Source organism: Burkholderia sp. BCC0405 (assembly GCF_902833075.1).
GTDB lineage: Bacteria > Pseudomonadota > Gammaproteobacteria > Burkholderiales > Burkholderiaceae > Burkholderia.
Window position 1 is genome coordinate 97635 of the sequence record NZ_CADFEO010000024.1, and the last position, 17764, is coordinate 115398.

The window sequence follows — 17764 nt, forward strand, 5'->3', positions numbered from 1 at the left end:
ACGACGGCTCACGCGGAATGCCCCACCCGCCCCGCCGTCACATCGAACGCGCGCCTCGCCTTGTCGACGATCTCGTCGACCTCCGCCTCGCGAATCACGAGCGGCGACAACAACAGCATCCGGTCGCCGCTCGGATGTGAGTAAACCTACATAGGACGAATGCGTAGTATTGCGATGCAGATGATCGGAAAAAAACCCCAGACGGCGGCGCACATCATTACTCTGATGTCTGACGGTAGCGAGTGGACGGTCAAGGCGTTGCGGCAGTCGCTCGGTCTGACAACGACTCAAGTACGTCAGGCTATGCGCAGCCTAGTCAACAAAAGAGTTGTTAGCGTGACGAACTGCCAAATTGCGTCGCGCGCTAACGTCTACGTGCTAAATAACGTCGATCCGGAATGAAATTTACTGAACCGCACCGGATTTTGTAGAGGCTCGGATAGGTGTTGGGGTATCGGACGCTTCCCGGCGGTTGTCGATCCCAATCAAGACGTTGGCAAACTGGATGTACGCAGCGAAGGCCGGCAAGCTGAAAGATGTCGCCAGCACCAGAACCCACTGACGGAAGGTGAGAACGAGTTGGAGCAGTTCAAGCGCGAACTGGCCGAGGTAAAAATGGAGCGTGATCTCCTGAAAAAGTTCGCGACGTACTTCGCGAAGGAGTCGCGGTGAAGTACGGCGCGATCAAACGAATGCGACGGGACTATCCTGTGCCGCCGATGTGCCGCATGCTGAGCGTATCGGTGCGCAGCTACTATGCGCGGCGCAAGCGCAAGCCGTCCGAAAGAACGCAGCAGGAGCCTTGCCTGGAAGCGGAGGTACTTGCGGCACATCAGCGAACTCGGGAAAGCTTCGGGCCCGAGCGCCTGCAGCAACATCTCGGGGAACGTGGCGTGTGAATCACCGTGCACCGGATCATGCGGCTGCGCAGAAAACCGGGACTGTGCTGCAAGCCGAAATGCCGGTTCAAGGCCACGACGAATTCGAAGCACGACCTGCCTGTCGCGCCGAATCTGCTGAACCAGGATTTCTCATTGACCGTACCCAATCATACCTGGTGCGGCGACATCACCCCATGGCGTTGACCGGGCTTGGCGGCTGTGGCGTCTTGCCGGATTGCAGGCGCCGCGCAAGCGACCCCGTCGACGTGTGTCTGTCCATTGCCCTCGGCCGCAGCCGGTGACGGCGGCACGGCATGTCTGGGCGTACGAATTTGTATTCGATGAGTGCACCAACGGCCAGCAGTTGAAGCGTCTGACGGTGATCGATGAGTACACGCGTGAATGCCTGGCAATCGACTTGGCCGGGTCGATTCGCTCCGGACGTGTCGTCGAAGTCCTGTCCCAACTGGTCAGCCTTCATGGCGCGCCTCGTCACTTGCATTCGAATAACGGCCCGGAGTTCGTATCGCGGGCCATCCTGAAGTGGGCTGCACGGTACGGCATGGACATGGCGCTCAGCGATCCCGGCAAACCCTGGCAGAACGGCGCGGACGAGAGCTTTAACGGCAGGTTCCGAGATGAATGCTTGAGTCTGGAATGGTTTCGAACGCGCACGGAAGCGAAGGTTGTGATCGAGCAGTGGCGGCGTCACTACAATACCATCCGGCCGCGCTCGAGCCTGGCCTATCTGACGCCCGAAGAGTTCAAGCAGCGGTATTGTTCAACAAAAGCAACCGAGGCCGTTCCCCAAGATTGAAATGGTCCGACGAAATCAGGCAGGTCATCTGCCGCGTTCACTCAACGTTTTTATCTGAATCAGATCGCTGCTTAACCCGTTGGCTTCCACGAATTCCGTCCGACCTCGCCCTAAGGGGGGGCGGCATTTTTTTTGCTCTTCGCGGATCGTTGCAGAGACAATCCGTGCGTGTCCCGGGTCGCTTCCCCGACGGTTGCCCGCTTCGGCGCAAGACATCAAAGACCGACGGAATCGTCGTCCAGCAGCGCATCGACGAGGTCCAGCTGGCTAGGTAGAGGAGTTGGGATGCGCGGTACCAGACGAGGCTTAGGGTACCCGAGCTGACGCGAGCTCCGAGCGATCGCCTGCAGCTGCCGCCAGATTCGATCCGCTTCCTCGACATCCAATGAATCCGCCGGGACGTCGATTTCGGCGACCAACTCGACGAGCTGCGTCGGTGCTTGTCGAAGCACTGCGCGGCCGCGCCCGCGTGCCTGACCGTCACGCCACTAACCATAGATCGAGCGCATGGCGCTCGTCACCGTCGAGTTGCTCAAGCAACTTTGCCGCGAGGGGAACTCCTGCGCGGAATCTGCCGATCACGATCTGTCGGATTCGCTTCGTAGCCGGATTGTGCTGCGCGCGCAACAGCGTGATCGTTCTATATTGCTCTCGGATCAACATGTTCGCCTCCGTCACGCGCGTGGACTGCCGCTTCATTCGCTGAGCTTTAATCGCTCGAGCCGGTCGTTGGCCGCACGCGTCAACTTGGCTGACTCCCCGGTCAAAAGCCGATTGCGGTTCTTCCCGTTCACACTCCATTAGGAATCCTATCACGCTAGTGATTATGGTCGCCGTCGAACGGCGCTTCGGCACCACGCAGGCAGCACAGCCCATCGATTGGCTAACGGACAATGGTTCGGCCTACATTGACCACCGGACGATCAGCTTCGCTCGCGAGAGCGTTGCGCCGTCGCTGTCGCCTACTGCTCGCGTTGAGCCCATCCGATAACGGCGCGAATCTCCGTCGCCAGCAGCCTGTATTACGGTGCTGCTCGGGCACTTACGAACAAATTGAGGATGTCAACTCGAACTTCCCGGGGTGCTTGTGATGCAGGGTATGCGGTAGGGTGCAGCATTGCCCTTTTTTAGGGAGCGCCCATGAACAAGCAGGAACTCATCGACGCCGTCGCTGCTGGCGCGGGCGTCAGCAAGAGTGAGGCAGGAAAAACTGTCCTGGCGGCGCTGATTGTCATCATGGACGTGGTGAGCCGCGGCGAAGCGGTGCAGCTAGCAGGTTTCGGCGCGTTTTCGCAGTGGGCACGCGCAGCGCGCTCCGGTCGCAATCCCGCGACAGGGGCGACGATCCCCACCACCGCAGCAAATATCGTGAGATTTACGGCCGGCAAGGTGTTCAGGGATGCGGTGAACGCGCCGTGACCGTCCGCCGAAGAGAAGTTCATGCGTATTGCAATGTAAAGTTTGAACTCAGGCTGATTTTGTGTGAATTCCTTTAACGCTGGCTATGTCTTCACATCGAAAATCAACGATCTAGGTAATTTATGGAAGTAAATGTGGATCTTTTCGAGGAGCTTGGCTGATCGTCACGGATGATCGCGACTGTCGAACTCCTGATCAAACTGCCTCGCCCGTCTGACTGCGTCGCCGTGCACATGCAGAAGGTCGACGTTATCAGTCCAGTACTCTCTAGCTGTCGACTTACTCTCGAAAATCCGCCGCGATCAGCGAGACGTCCATGCCGCCGTACTTCGAGCGCCATTTGTAGAACGTCGCCGTGCTGATGCCCAGTTCCCGGCACAGGTCCGGCACCGACAGCCCCGATTCCACGCGCTTGAGCGCGTCCATGATCTGGTTGCCCGTGAATCTCGACTTCTTCATGCTGCAGAACTCCCTCAACGAGATAATTCTACTTCTGATCACACCGGTTTTTCGGGGGGGGGGTTACCGTCCCGGACTCCCCCCAACCGACGTCACGGTCACCACCGGAATCCGGCCTGCACCTTGACTGCCGTCGAACCACTGCCGGCCGCATGAGAGACGGCGCCGGAAATATTCAGGTTCGGTGTGGCTTGATAGGCGATGGCAGCACCAATTGCCGCTGCGCTCCCGTAGTTGCCAACGGCAGCCCCGGCCCAGTGCTCGCCGACATTCAGACTCGGGACACTCGGAATCGCAAGCGCCGCTGCTACGCCGGCATCGGTATAGGCGCGTGACTGATTGACACCTTGAGAGATCGCACCGTTGAGCTGATTCAGGTTCACCGCATCGGTGCCGTTGATGCCCGGCGCCACATTCGTCAGGCGACGCTCGTTACCCGGCGAACCGATCGAAACGGTATTCGGTTCACTCGCCACCGAGTGCGCGCCGAGGGCCACTGAATTGTCCGCCGATGCCTGGGCGTTGCTGCCCAATGCCGTCGAAGCGGAACCGGACGCCATTGCACCCTGACCGACGGCAGTCGAGTTGCCGCCCGAAGCGGCCGAGCCCTGGCCCGTTGCCGTCGAGTTGACCCCGGATGCCTGCGTGCCTTGCCCTAGCGCCGTGCTGTTTGCGCCGGTCGCCTGCGCGTTCTGACCATCAGCCTTCGAATTGTTGCCCGACGCAATCGCTCCCTGCCCGTCGGCAGTCGAGTTGTCTCCCGTAGCCGCGGCACCCTGCCCCGTCGCCGTCGAGTTGCTACCCGACGCATTCGAGTTCTGGCCGATTGCGGTCGAGTTCTCGCCCGACGCATTCGAATTGACGCCGGTTACCGTCGAATTCAGGCCGGTGCCTGTGTCGGTGCCGCTCACTTTGATATTCGTGATGTTGTTGCTGACCGACGTGCTCAGCGTATAGACCTCCTGCTGGACCTGGTACAACTGGCTTCCATTCACTGCATCTGTGCTGGTCGCTGTAACGTTGCCGGCTGCCACATTGCTCAGCACTTGCGCGGCGCCCGGATTGGCGCCCGTCCCGCCCGGCGCGACCAGCGTGAGCTGGTTAGGCGTGCCGGTCCGCTGGACAGGGCCAATGCTGCCGTTCGCGACACTCGATCTCAGGTTGGTGATATCGCTGGTCACTGCAGTGAGGCCTGTCGACAACGACGCCACATTGCTGTTGGTCGTGCTCAGGCCCGTCGACAGCGAGTTCACACCGCTCTGCGCCGTGCTGATGCCGGTCGAGACCGATGTCGACAACGACGCGACATTGTTGTTGGTCGTGCTCAGGCCCGTCGACAGCGAGTTCACGCCACTCTGGGCCATACCGATGCCGGTCGAGGTCGACGTCGAGAGCGACGACACCGTGCTGTTAGTCGAGCTCAGGCCGGTCGACAGCAAGTTGATGCCTGTCGACGTCGAAGTCGACAGCGAAGTGATCGAGCTATTCGCTGATGACAACCCCGTCGAGGTCGACGTCGACAACGACGACACCGTGCTGTCGGTCGAGCTCAGGCCGGTCGACAACGAGTTGATGCTTGTCGACGTCGACGTCGACAGCGAAGTGATCGAGCTATTCGCCGACGACAACCCCGTCGAGGTCGAGGTCGACAACGACGACACCGTACTGTCCGTCGAGCTCAGGCCGGTCGATAACGAGTTGATGCCCGTCGACGTCGAAGTCGACAGCGAGGTGATCGAGCTATTCGCCGACGACAACCCTGTCGAGGTCGAGGTCGACAACGACGACACAGTACTGTCGGTCGAACTCAGGCCGGTCGACAGCGAGTTGATGCCTGTCGACGTCGACGTCGACAGCGAAGTGATCGAGCTATTCGCCGACGACAACCCCGTCGACGTCGAGGTCGACAACGACGCCACCGTACTGTCGGTCGAGCTCAGGCCGGTCGACAACGAGTTGATGCTTGTCGACGTCGAGGTCGACAGCGACGATACCGTGCTGTCCGTCGAGCTCAGGCCGGTCGATAACGAGTTGATGCCTGTCGACGTCGAAGTCGACAGCGAAGTGATCGAGCTATTCGCCGACGACAACCCCGTCGAGGTCGAGGTCGACAACGACGACACCGTACTGTCGGTCGAGCTCAGGCCGGTCGATAACGAGTTGATGCCTGTCGACGTCGAAGTCGACAGCGAGGTGATCGAGCTATTTGCCGACGACAACCCCGTCGAGGTCGAGGTCGACAACGATGACACCGTGCTGTCGGTCGAGCTCAGGCCGGTCGACAACGAGTTGATGCCTGTCGACGTCGAAGTCGACAGCGAGGTGATCGAGCTATTCGCCGATGACAAACCCGTCGACGTCGACGTCGACAACGACGACACCGTACTGTCGGTCGAACTCAGGCCGGTCGACAGCGAGGTGATGCCTGTCGACGTCGACGTCGACAGCGAAGTGATCGAGCTATTCGCCGATGACAACCCCGTCGAGGTCGAGGTCGACAACGACGACACAGTACTGTCCGTCGAGCTCAGGCCGGTCGACAACGAGTTGATGCCTGTCGACGTCGACGTCGACAACGAAGTGATCGAGCTATTCGCCGATGACAACCCCGTCGAGGTCGAGGTCGACAACGACGACACCGTACTGTCCGTCGAACTCAGGCCGGTCGACAGCGAGGTGATGCCTGTCGACGTCGAAGTCGACAGCGAAGTGATCGAGCTATTTGCCGACGACAACCCTGTCGAGGTCGAGGTCGACAACGACGACACCGTGCTGTCCGTCGAGCTCAGGCCGGTCGATAACGAGTTGATGCCCGTCGACGTCGAAGTCGACAGCGAAGTGATCGAGCTATTCGCCGACGACAACCCCGTCGACGTCGAGGTCGACAACGACGACACCGTACTGTCGGTCGAGCTCAGGCCAGTTGACAGCGAGGTGATGCCTGTCGATGTCGACGTCGACAGCGAGGTGATCGAGCTATTCGCCGACGACAACCCCGTCGACGTCGAGGTCGACAGCGACGACACCGTGCTGTCCGTCGAGCTCAGGCCGGTCGATAACGAGTTGATGCCCGTCGACGTCGAAGTCGACAGCGAGGTGATCGAGCTATTCGCCGACGACAACCCCGTCGAGGTCGAGGTCGACAACGACGACACCGTGCTGTCCGTCGAGCTCAGGCCAGTTGACAGCGAGGTGATGCCTGTCGACGTCGAAGTCGACAGCGAAGTGATCGAGCTATTCGCCGATGACAAACCCGTCGAGGTCGAGGTCGACAACGACGACACCGTGCTGTCAGTCAAGCTCAGGCCGGTCGATAACGAGTTGATGCCCGTCGAAGTCGACGTCGACAGCGAAGTGATCGAGCTATTCGCCGACGACAAACCCGTCGAGGTCGACGTCGACAACGACGACACCGTGCTATCGGTCGAGCTCAGGCCGGTCGACAACGAGTTGATGCTTGTCGACGTCGAAGTCGACAGCGAAGTGATCGAGCTATTCGCCGACGACAACCCCGTCGACGTCGACGTCGACAGCGACGCCACCGTACTGTCGGTCGAGCTCAGGCCGGTCGACAACGAGTTGATGCTTGTCGACGTCGAAGTCGACAGCGAAGTGATCGAGCTATTCGCCGACGACAACCCCGTCGAGGTCGACGTCGACAACGACGATACCGTGCTGTCAGTCGAGCTCAGGCCGGTCGATAACGAGTTGATGCCTGTCGACGTCGAAGTCGACAGCGAAGTGATCGAGCTATTCGCCGACGACAACCCCGTCGAGGTCGAGGTCGACAACGACGACACCGTACTGTCGGTCGAGCTCAGGCCGGTCGATAACGAGTTGATGCTTGTCGACGTCGACGTCGACAGCGAAGTGATCGAGCTATTCGCCGACGACAACCCCGTCGAGGTCGAGGTCGACAGCGACGCCACCGTACTGTCCGTCGAACTCAGGCCGGTCGACAGCGAGGTGATGCCTGTCGACGTCGACGTCGACAGCGAAGTGATCGAGCTATTCGCCGACGACAACCCTGTCGAGGTCGAGGTCGACAACGACGACACCGTGCTGTCCGTCGAACTCAGGCCGGTCGACAGCGAGGTGATGCCTGTCGACGTCGACGTCGACAGCGAAGTGATCGAGCTATTCGCCGATGACAACCCCGTCGAGGTCGAGGTCGACAACGACGACACCGTACTGTCCGTCGAACTCAGGCCGGTCGACAGCGAGGTGATGCCTGTCGACGTCGAAGTCGACAGCGAAGTGATCGAGCTATTTGCCGACGACAACCCCGTTGAGGTCGACGTCGACAACGACGACACCGTGCTGTCCGTCGAGCTCAGGCCGGTCGATAACGAGGTAATCGAGCTATTCGCCGATGACAACCCCGTCGAGGTCGAGGTCGACAACGACGACACAGTACTGTCGGTCGAACTCAGGCCGGTCGACAGCGAGTTGATGCCTGTCGACGTCGACGTCGACAGCGAAGTGATCGAGCTATTCGCCGACGACAACCCCGTCGACGTCGAGGTCGACAACGACGACACCGTACTGTCGGTCGAGCTCAGGCCGGTCGACAACGAGTTGATGCTTGTCGACGTCGAAGTCGACAGCGAAGTGATCGAGCTATTCGCCGATGACAAACCCGTCGAGGTCGAGGTCGACAACGACGACACCGTGCTGTCCGTCGAGCTCAGGCCGGTCGACAGCGAGCTGATGCCTGTCGACGTTGACGTCGACAGCGAAGTGATCGAGCTATTCGCCGATGACAAACCCGTCGAGGTCGAGGTCGACAACGACGACACCGTGCTGTCCGTCGAGCTCAGGCCGGTCGACAGCGAGCTGATGCCTGTCGACGTTGACGTCGACAGCGAGGTGATCGAGCTATTCGCCGACGACAAACCCGTCGAGGTCGAGGTCGACAACGACGACACAGTACTGTCCGTCGAACTCAGGCCGGTCGACAGCGACGCCACCGTACTGTCGGTCGAGCTCAGGCCGGTCGACAACGAGTTGATGCCCGTCGAAGTCGACGTCGACAGCGAAGTGATCGAGCTATTCGCCGACGACAACCCCGTCGAGGTCGACGTCGACAACGACGACACCGTGCTGTCCGTCGAGCTCAGGCCGGTCGACAACGAGTTGATGCCTGTCGACGTCGACGTCGACAGCGAGGTGATCGAGCTATTCGCTGATGACAAACCAGTCGACGTCGAAGTCGACAGCGAAGTGATCGAGCTATTCGCCGATGACAACCCCGTCGAGGTCGACGTCGACAACGACGACACCGTGCTGTCCGTCGAGCTCAGGCCGGTCGACAGCGAGCTGATGCCTGTCGACGTTGACGTCGACAGCGAGGTGATCGAGCTATTCGCCGACGACAAACCCGTCGAGGTCGAGGTCGACAACGACGACACAGTACTGTCCGTCGAACTCAGGCCGGTCGACAGCGAGGTGATGCCGGTCGACGTCGAAGTCGACAGCGAAGTGATCGAGCTATTTGCTGATGACAAACCCGTCGACGTCGAGGTCGACAGCGACGATACCGTGCTGTCAGTCGAGCTCAGGCCGGTCGATAACGAGGTAATCGAGCTATTCGCCGATGACAACCCCGTCGAGGTCGAGGTCGAAAGCGACGCCACCGTACTGTCCGTCGAACTCAGGCCGGTCGACAGCGAGTTGATGCCTGTCGACGTCGAAGTCGACAGCGAAGTGATCGAGCTATTCGCCGACGACAACCCCGTCGAGGTCGAGGTCGACAACGACGACACCGTACTGTCGGTCGAACTCAGGCTGGTCGACAGCGAGTTGATGCCTGTCGACGTCGAGGTCGACAACGACGCCACTGTACTGTCGGTCGAGCTCAGGCCGGTCGACAACGAGTTGATGCTTGTCGACGTCGAAGTCGACAGCGAAGTGATCGAGCTATTCGCCGATGACAAACCCGTCGAGGTCGAGGTCGACAACGACGACACCGTGCTGTCCGTCGAGCTCAGGCCGGTCGACAGCGAGCTGATGCCTGTCGACGTTGACGTCGACAGCGAGGTGATCGAGCTATTCGCCGATGACAACCCCGTCGAGGTCGACGTCGACAACGACGACACAGTACTGTCCGTCGAACTCAGGCCGGTCGACAGCGAGTTGATGCCTGTCGACGTTGACGTCGACAGCGAGGTGATCGAGCTATTCGCTGATGACAAACCAGTCGACGTCGACGTCGACAGCGAAGTGATCGAGCTATTCGCCGATGACAACCCCGTCGAGGTCGACGTCGACAACGACAACACCGTACTGTCGGTCGAGCTCAGGCCGGTCGACAACGAGTTGATGCCTGTCGACGTCGACGTCGACAGCGAGGTGATCGAGCTATTCGCTGATGACAAACCAGTCGACGTCGAAGTCGACAGCGAAGTGATCGAGCTATTCGCCGACGACAACCCCGTCGAGGTCGAGGTCGAAAGCGACGACACCGTACTGTCGGTCGAGCTCAGGCCTGTCGACAACGAGTTGATGCCTGTCGACGTCGACGTCGACAGCGAGGTGATCGAGCTATTCGCCGAAGACAACCCCGTCGACGTCGACGTCGACAGCGAAGCCACGCTGCTGTTGGTCGTGCTCAGCCCCGTCGACAGCGAGTTCACGCCGCTCTGCGCCGTGCTGATCCCCGTCGACGCCGACGTCGACAACGACGCCACGCTGCTGTTGGTCGTGCTCAGCCCGGTTGACAGCGAGCTCACGCCACTCTGCGCCGTGCTGATCCCCGTCGACGCCGACGTGGACAGCGAGGTGATCGAGCTATTCGCCGATGACAAACCCGTCGAGGTCGACGTCGAAAGCGAAGCCACACTGCTGTTGGTCGTGCTCAGCCCGGTTGACAGCGAGCTCACGCCGCTCTGCGCCGTGCTGATCCCCGTCGACGCTGACGTCGACAGCGAAGTGATCGAGCTATTCGCCGATGACAAACCAGTCGACGTCGACGTAGAGAGCGAGGTGATTGCGCTATTTGCCGACGACAAACCAGTCGATGTCGAAGTCGACAGCGAAGTAATCGAGCTATTCGCCGACGACAAACCCGTCGAGGTCGACGTCGAAAGCGAAGCCACACTGCTGTTGGTCGTGCTCAGCCCGGTTGACAGCGAGTTCACGCCGCTCTGCGCCGTGCTGATCCCCGTCGACGCTGACGTCGACAGCGAAGTGATCGAGCTATTCGCCGATGACAAACCAGTCGACGTCGACGTAGAGAGCGAGGTGATTGCGCTATTTGCCGACGACAAACCCGTCGAGGTCGACGTCGAAAGCGAAGCCACACTGCTGTTGGTCGTGCTCAGCCCGGTTGACAGCGAGCTCACGCCACTCTGCGCCGTGCTGATCCCCGTCGACGTCGACGTCGACAGCGAAGCCACACTGCTGTTGGTCGTGCTCAGCCCGGTTGACAGCGAGTTCACGCCACTCTGTGCCGTGCTGATCCCCGTCGAAGCCGACGTCGACAGCGAAGCCACGCTGCTGTTGGTCGTGCTCAGCCCCGTCGACAGCGAGTTCACGCCGCTCTGCGCCGTGCTGATTCCGGTCGACGCCGACGTCGATAACGACGTGATATTGGAACCCAACGTACTCGCGACGGAATACAGTTCGCTACCGTTCACCGCATCGGTACTACTCGCGCTGATCAGACCCGCCGCGACGTTCTGAATGCGCCTCTCGCTACCCGCGCCCCCAACGCTCACGACCCCCGTTGCGCCACTGGCAGCCGCAAATGATCCGTAAGTAATACCTCCAATTGTCACGCCGCTGACCGTTCCCGTCCCGCCGGTGGCACCGGATGCAGTGGCCGTCGTGGTGGCGCCATTACCGAGCGCCACCGAGCCCGCGACACTTGAAATCGCCTGTGCCCCTATGGCGACAGCATTGGATGCCGTCGCAGCAGCTCCCCCCCCTAACACGAGAGAGGCTGATCCAGTAGCAGTCGCGTTATTGCCGATTACGACCGCGTTGGCACCGGTAACAGTGTTGTAAGCACCAATCGAGGTTCCATACACGGAGCTGACCGTGCTCGAATAACCAAGCACGACCCCGTCGGCAGCAGTTGTAGTTGCCGTCGTCCCCTGCCCGATCGCAATTGCACTTTGCCCCCCTGCGGACGCGCTTCCACCTGTAGGGGAACCAATCGCTATCGAACCGGCACCCGTTGCCAAGGAAGATCCATTCGCAGCGTACTGTGCGCGAGCGTCATGCACCTGCGCGCTCAACGCGACAGCCGCCACGGCAACGAAATGCACCACCTTCGATTTCTTGGGCTTTCCCCTGGCGGAATCGAGTTCCGACACCGCAACCCAGGCTCCCAGCGACTCATTCCAGACCGATCGATATGTCTTGTTCATTTTTCACTCCCCGCCCGGCGTACGCACCCGGTCATTTATCATTGTTCTGGTCGGCCCCCGCTTATTGATTGCCCAACCAGCGATCTGCCTCTTCCGCTTAAATCCAACCGTCGAGACGCGTCACAGTGCCCACCCGAGTGCCGGCGGCAAATGAGATTGAGGTTTGTGCACTTCGGCGAAACAGTCAGGCCGGCGCCGCTTAAAGTGAATCGTTATCGCGACTTAAGGCGAGGCGCGGCCCTTGCAGCCGTTGTCGATCAGTCACCCGCACCAAGCACGCGTAACCGGGCGTCCGCTCTGGTGGTATTGGCGGGCGGCCAGCGGCGTCATATCGCCATCGGCGCGAAACTCGCAAGCGTGGCCAGTCGGTCTGTCGTGCGAACGAGACGTGATCAATGACCGATTGATCCCTATGCAATCCTGTACAATTTGTCTGACTGCAATCCCGAACTCGACGCGAACGAAAGCCTGCGGCGCCACCTGACACTTCGATCGCGATGCTTCGCCACGTTGGCCGCTGATACCATCGATGCTTGTTGCCCGGCGCGACTGTCCTGCTACGGAACCAAGTCCAGATCTATTCCTCATGAGCGCTGTCCGCCCCGTCTTGCATCCAGGATTCGCGATTTTTTGAGCAAGTATATTGATTCCCCCTCCTCTCAAATGCGAACCTTTGTCACACGTTACTGGGTCCACCGCGGCGCCCCTTACAATCTGACATTTTTCTTTCGACCAACCGACAAATGCGTTCTCTTTTATTTCGAAAAAAGGGAACCTGATCATGAAGCGATTTACTGAACCACGCCGACTCAGGTGGAAGCTTCTGCGCAAGAAGTTATCGCCCCCCCTGAAATCCTTCATTTCCAGTGCGGTTCGCGTCCATCCGGATATCCGGGTTTCAAATCGAACGAAGCAGACTCAAAGCGCCCTGCACACTCCTTCTGCCTGCCTGACATCTTGAATTAGCGCGACGAAATCGGAAATTACAGATCAGCATTTCGAATTAATTTATAAAGCCGATATCGCGTTTCTACGGGGTGCGACCAGCCCGACAATCGCGTGACCGTCGGCAAGAGCAGCGCCGACGACCTGTTCCTCACGCGCGAACTGAAGACTGCACAGATCGTGCGTGCGCCGACGCAGCAAGCCGTCTTGCAGACCTTCATCGAACAGCAACTGGAAGTAGCCGCGCAGGCGTGAAGCAGCAACTCGAGACCGATTCGGCGAAGACGCTCGGCCTGCGCCTGCTCGACAAGCGGTTCACGGTGATCCGGCAGGCGATGGCGGAGCCGAAGAGCCGCGGCGAAGCGGCTGCGGCGGCGCTGAGCCTTCGTCGAGGACATGAAGGCGTCAGGCTTCGTCGAGGATTCGCTGCGGCGGCATGGCATCACCGGCGCGTCGGCCGCACCGCAAGCCTGACCGGAGAAGGCATGACGCAAGGTAGCGGTGTTTCGACACCGCAGCCAGCTGCTCATCGATGACGCGCTCTGCGCCCGGCTTACCAACACTGATGACGCCACCTGCTGCAGAGGCAGCGTCGGCGTAGTTGCCGAACGTCGTGCTGGTGACCGCGGTGGTACCTGTGGTCGATGCCGATGACGTACTGGTCGTCACCGACTTGTTGCCAAGTGCGACCGAACTTTCGACACCTGCAACGGCGCGTTCGTCTTGGGATCGAATCTCGGGATTATCGATGATTCGTGCGACGGCGTCGAACGTCTCAAGATGGCCAAAATGAGCAGACAATCCAACGCTGTCTGCTTGGCCCACTGTTTTCTGCATGGATACAGCCCCCTCGCGACACTGCCCGCGAGGGGGCAAGCACGCTTACATGGCCGCTTCGAAGATCGCGATGACCTGGGCCAGCGTCGCCTTGCGCGGATTCGTCAGCATGCAGGCGTCCTTCTGCGCGTTGTGACCCATCACTTCGTGATCCTCAGCTTTTACGCCGAGACCTGCGAGACCCGACGGAATCCCCACCGATGCAGACAGGCGCCGGATGGCGGTGACCGAGGCGCCGGCAGCGTCGGCCATGCTCAGGCCCGCCGTGCTCGCCCCCAGAAGCGCGGCAATCCGGGCGAAGCGCTCGGGCGCGGCGATGAGGTTGAACTCGCACACGTGCGGCAGCAGGATCGCGTTGCACACGCCGTGCGGCAGGTTGTAGAAGCCGCCGAGCTGATGGGCCATCGCATGCACATAGCCGAGCGAGGCGTTGTTGAACGCCATGCCCGCGAGGTACTGCGCGTAGCACATCGCCGCGCGTGCCTCCATGGATTCGCCGTTCGCGACGGCCTTCGGCAGCCACTCCCCGATCAGCGCGATCGCCTTCTCCGCACAGGCGTCCGTAATCGGCGTCGCTGCGGTGGACACGTACGCTTCCACGGCGTGGGTCAACGCGTCCATGCCGGTGGCGGCGGTGAGCGCCGGCGGCATGGCCACCATCAGGCGCGGATCGTCGATCGCGATGAGCGGCGTGCAGCGCCAGTCGACGATGGCCATCTTCACGTGATTGCTGGAGTTGGTGATGATGCAGAAACGCGTCATCTCCGCCGCCGTACCCGCCGTTGTGTTGATCGAGATCAAAGGCGTCATCGGCACGCTCGACTTGTCGATGCCCTCGTAGTCACGGATATGCCCGCCGCCCGCCGTGACCAGCCCGATGCCTTTGGCACAGTCATGCGAAGAACCCCCGCCCAGCGAAACGATGAAGTCGCAGCCCTCTTGCTGGTAGAGCTTGACGCCATCGTGGACATTGACGTCGGTGGGGTTCGGCTCGGCGCCCGAGAAGATGACCGCCTCGAGCCCGGCCTCGCGGATGTAGCCGGCGATGATGCCGGACACCCCCATCTTGTGCAGGCCGGCGTCGGTGACGATGAGCGCCTTTTTCGCGCCCAGCGATTTGGCTCGCGCGCCCGTCTCGCGCGCACAGCCCGGCCCGATGAGGGTCACACAGGGGATGAAGAAGCTGTCGGTACGGTCGGCGATGCTCAGGTAGCTCATTTTGTCTCCAGTGATGTGGGTTGCTTATGTGGGTTTGCCATGCACACCCGCATAAGCTCATGCACGAACCGTACCAATGCATCGAAGCGCGGATTTTCGGGGGCATGCCTGCCGGTTGCGCCTGCCGCGCTGTTTCACCTCGAAACAATGCAACACGGAAGGTGTTCAAAAATCGGACAGGTGCGCAACGCGACGAGGTGTTCTCTGTCGTGCGTTTTGCACGCATCGTCGACTGTCGAATCGACGCGTGCGGGACCGGCACATCAGTCACGCTCTGCGTGCCAAACGCAAAATCCGGCACCGTAGCAGATCGGTATCATCGCGCGCATTCGAATCACGAATCAGCTGGCCACCGATACCAACGTCATCCACTTGCTCGACAAACGCCGTGATGGCCACGCGTCACCTGGCTGAAGTTCATTTGCCGTGGTGCGGATGTTTGACGGCGATCAAATCCGAGCAACGCCTACCTCTCTTGCTGCGTCCGGATCGGATGAGCAGATCGTCGTCTCTATGCGCAGCATCCGCCGCTGCACCTGCTGATGGACAAGGCGTACGAAGGCAACGAAACCCGACAACTCGCGCTCGATCCCGGTTTCATCCCGGTCGTTCCCTCGTTGAGTACGCGCGTCGAGCCTTGGGAGGACGACCGGAAATGTACAAGCGTCGCAATGAGGTCGAGCGACTGCTCCGTCGATTGAAGGGCTTCCGCCGCATCTTCTCGCGCTTTGACAAAAGCTATTTGATGTTCATTGCCTTTATCGACTTTGCCCTGATCGTCGAAGCCCTTCGCTAATGTGAACACGCCCGAGTCCAGACTTATACAAGTGATCACCGGGGTGTGCAGTCAACTGAATGGCATCACTGCCCTGCACGATGCGACACCGTGCAAGAAAAGGCCCCTCACTTCCTGACGTCGCGTACAACAAAGTACAAGTCTTTGGTTTTCGCGTTCAGCAAGTATCCGCCGTGAACATTCTGATACGCCCCGCTTCGCCCGAGTCCGTCGAAATTGAAGCTCACGCAGAGATAGCGCTCACGGCCGACCGTTGCCATGCTCCACTCGGCCAGCGCGGGATTGAATGCAGTCGGCTTGATTCCACCGTTATTTCCAACGGGTATCGCCGCAGACAATCGGTAGAGCCTGCCAGCGTAGATCAGCGCCTGCGTCGACTTTCCTTCGGCGTAGCCGACGTCGGCACCCTCATGTTTGACGAGGTAACTGGCGTTGAACCCGTCCGCATAGTCGCCCTCTTGCGACACCTCATGCGTGTCGATGCCCTGGATCGCAATCGACGGCGAGACGGACTGCGCCAGCAGGCAGCTTTTCACCAGCCCGTCGCCGGGAGGGGCTGCCCATCCGATACCGGACACGGCCATGATTGCGACCAACAAACCGATCTTCTTCATCGATATTCGTTCTCACGCCGATTCGGCGGGTTACATGAAGTCGCGCCGACATACCGCTTCTCGATGCGTGCGGGACCGACTGAGCGCCAACTCATCGGCGTGCAGCGCAGGCGCCCGCGCCGCCGCCCCACAGCTCGCTCCCGCGAATCACAGCGGCGGCCGCTTCAGCTTCACCCAGCGCTGCACCGACGGCCGTTCCCACTGCGCACGCGCATAGTCGGCGAGGCGCTGCGGCACCGGATCGTCATTCAGCGCCAGACGGTTCAGCATCACCGCCAGGTCAACATCGGCAATGCTCCATTCGCCGAACAGGTTTGCCGCGCCCGGCGCGAGCAGCTTGTCGGCGGCCGTGAACAGCTTCTGCGCGGCGGCCTGCGCCAGGCTCGACAGCGGCTCGCTCGACGGCCCGTAGAACAGCACTTCGGTCGACCGCTCAGTACGCACCGGCATCAAGTCGCTGCGCAGCCACGCCTGCACCTGTCGCGCCCGCGCGCGCTGGCGCGGCTCGACCGGATAGAGCCGCGTGCCCGGAAAGATCTCGTCGAGATACTCGGTAATCGCCGACGATTCCGACAGCGCGAAATCGTCGTGCACGAGCGTCGGCACGCGTTGCGTCAGCGACGTCGCCGCGTAGTCGGGCGCGAAATGCGCGCGGTTGCCGAGATCGACGGTCACCAGTTCGTAGGGCAGCGATTTTTCCTCGAGCGCGACGAAGACCGACATCGCGTAAGGGCTCGTGTATTGCGTATCCGCGTAGAGACGGAGATGACCGGTTTGCACTGCTGGCTCCTTGTGGGTACGGATGCTCGCGGCGGCTGGTTGATGCGCCGACGGGCTCCGGGTGAGTCGATACGGTTGTGTGACAGGTTAGCAGCGGCCGCAACGTGGTGTTCGTGGTTTTGTGCGTGCTGTAGCGACGCGGTCATGCGGCGTCGGGCCAGCGGTAGCCGATCACTTCGTTCAACGGGTACGCGAGTTCGCGCACTTCTTCCAGTTGGTTGCCGCCGAAGAGATACACCTGTTCGTCGTCGTGACGCAGGTAAAAACCGACATGCCCTTTCCAGCTCGCGGGATCGTCGCGCGTCAGGACGGCGATGCAACCGTAGACCGGGCGTTCCAGCGGCCGCCCCCATTCGAGCCACGAACGCGCGAGCGCTGAGCCCGTGCCGCGTATGCCGACGTGCGTCATGCACCAGTTGACGAACGACGAACACCAGGAAATCTTGTCGTCGTAGCCGACCAGGTTCGTCTGGTTGTTGTATTCGACGATGCGCGGGTTGATGCTGCCGGGCGGATGGCGGCGGATGCCGAGTTCGGCCATCGCGACGGGCATCCACGGCGGATGGGCGATGTCCGGTTTGCTCTCAGGGTTGAATAGGGTCACGTCGTTCTCGGGCGAGTGTGAT

Annotated in this window: 9 protein-coding genes and 6 pseudogenes; 6 read left to right on the top strand and 9 right to left on the bottom strand. The window is 60.7% G+C overall.

Annotated features, from left to right (window positions below; translation table 11 throughout):
• Nucleotides 1–8: 8 nt before the first annotated feature.
• Nucleotides 9–131 (bottom strand): annotated as a pseudogene (locus tag HWX36_RS30855) (aminotransferase); the annotation flags it as partial.
• A gap of 43 nt (nucleotides 132–174) precedes the next feature.
• Here HWX36_RS30855 and HWX36_RS30860 point away from each other — a divergent pair.
• The 3 genes and pseudogenes from HWX36_RS30860 to HWX36_RS30870 form a co-directional block, all read left to right on the top strand.
• Nucleotides 175–402 (top strand): hypothetical protein, encoded by a 228-nt coding sequence (locus tag HWX36_RS30860; protein WP_175957631.1) that lies wholly within the window; start codon nucleotides 175–177, stop codon nucleotides 400–402.
• 40 nt (nucleotides 403–442) lie between these two features.
• Nucleotides 443–1073, top strand: a pseudogene (locus HWX36_RS30865) (IS3 family transposase); the annotation flags it as partial.
• Nucleotides 1040–1698, top strand: a pseudogene (locus HWX36_RS30870) (IS3 family transposase); the annotation flags it as partial. The pseudogenes HWX36_RS30865 and HWX36_RS30870, both read left to right, overlap by 34 nt.
• 480 nt (nucleotides 1699–2178) lie before the next feature.
• Here HWX36_RS30870 and HWX36_RS37430 read toward each other — a convergent pair.
• A complete protein-coding gene (locus HWX36_RS37430; protein ID WP_244136574.1) occupies nucleotides 2179–2361 on the bottom strand; it encodes a hypothetical protein in 183 nt (60 codons plus the stop codon).
• Between the two features lie 477 nt (nucleotides 2362–2838).
• Between HWX36_RS37430 and HWX36_RS30880 the strand changes: the two genes are divergently transcribed.
• Nucleotides 2839–3117 (top strand): HU family DNA-binding protein, encoded by a 279-nt coding sequence (locus HWX36_RS30880; protein ID WP_175957632.1) that lies wholly within the window; start codon nucleotides 2839–2841, stop codon nucleotides 3115–3117.
• A gap of 297 nt (nucleotides 3118–3414) precedes the next feature.
• On the opposite strand, the pseudogene HWX36_RS30885 reads toward HWX36_RS30880, so the two are convergent.
• Together HWX36_RS30885 and HWX36_RS30890 are read right to left on the bottom strand one after the other, a co-directional pair.
• A pseudogene (locus tag HWX36_RS30885) lies at nucleotides 3415–3576 on the bottom strand (transposase); the annotation flags it as partial.
• Between the two features lie 98 nt (nucleotides 3577–3674).
• Nucleotides 3675–11948 carry an ESPR-type extended signal peptide-containing protein gene (locus HWX36_RS30890; RefSeq protein ID WP_175957647.1) on the bottom strand — a complete coding sequence of 2758 codons (8274 nt, stop codon included), beginning with the start codon at nucleotides 11946–11948 and terminating at the stop codon, nucleotides 3675–3677.
• Between the two features lie 1041 nt (nucleotides 11949–12989).
• Between HWX36_RS30890 and HWX36_RS30895 the strand changes: the two are divergent.
• Nucleotides 12990–13367: pseudogene (locus tag HWX36_RS30895) on the top strand (ABC transporter substrate-binding protein); the annotation flags it as partial.
• Here HWX36_RS30895 and HWX36_RS30900 read toward each other — a convergent pair.
• Nucleotides 13299–13730 carry a hypothetical protein gene (locus tag HWX36_RS30900; protein WP_175957633.1) on the bottom strand — a complete coding sequence of 144 codons (432 nt, stop codon included), beginning with the start codon at nucleotides 13728–13730 and terminating at the stop codon, nucleotides 13299–13301. The pseudogene HWX36_RS30895 and the gene HWX36_RS30900 overlap by 69 nt on opposite strands.
• 45 nt (nucleotides 13731–13775) lie before the next feature.
• Entirely contained in the window at nucleotides 13776–14948 is a 1173-nt protein-coding gene (locus tag HWX36_RS30905) for an iron-containing alcohol dehydrogenase (protein WP_175957634.1), read from the bottom strand.
• A 530-nt stretch (nucleotides 14949–15478) separates the two neighbouring features.
• On the opposite strand from HWX36_RS30905, the pseudogene HWX36_RS30910 reads away from it, so the two are divergent.
• A pseudogene (locus HWX36_RS30910) lies at nucleotides 15479–15744 on the top strand (IS5/IS1182 family transposase); the annotation flags it as partial.
• Between the two features lie 107 nt (nucleotides 15745–15851).
• On the opposite strand, the gene HWX36_RS30915 reads toward HWX36_RS30910, so the two are convergent.
• From HWX36_RS30915 to HWX36_RS30925, 3 genes are all read right to left on the bottom strand, one after another.
• Nucleotides 15852–16358, bottom strand: coding sequence for a hypothetical protein (locus HWX36_RS30915; protein ID WP_175957635.1), 507 nt, complete (start codon nucleotides 16356–16358; stop codon nucleotides 15852–15854).
• A gap of 147 nt (nucleotides 16359–16505) precedes the next feature.
• The gene (yfcF, locus tag HWX36_RS30920) at nucleotides 16506–17138 is read right to left on the bottom strand and encodes a glutathione transferase (RefSeq protein WP_175957636.1); all 633 of its coding nucleotides are present in this window, start codon (nucleotides 17136–17138) and stop codon (nucleotides 16506–16508) included.
• A gap of 142 nt (nucleotides 17139–17280) precedes the next feature.
• Entirely contained in the window at nucleotides 17281–17691 is a 411-nt protein-coding gene (locus HWX36_RS30925; protein ID WP_175957648.1) for a TIGR02594 family protein, read from the bottom strand.
• Nucleotides 17692–17764: the final 73 nt, after the last annotated feature.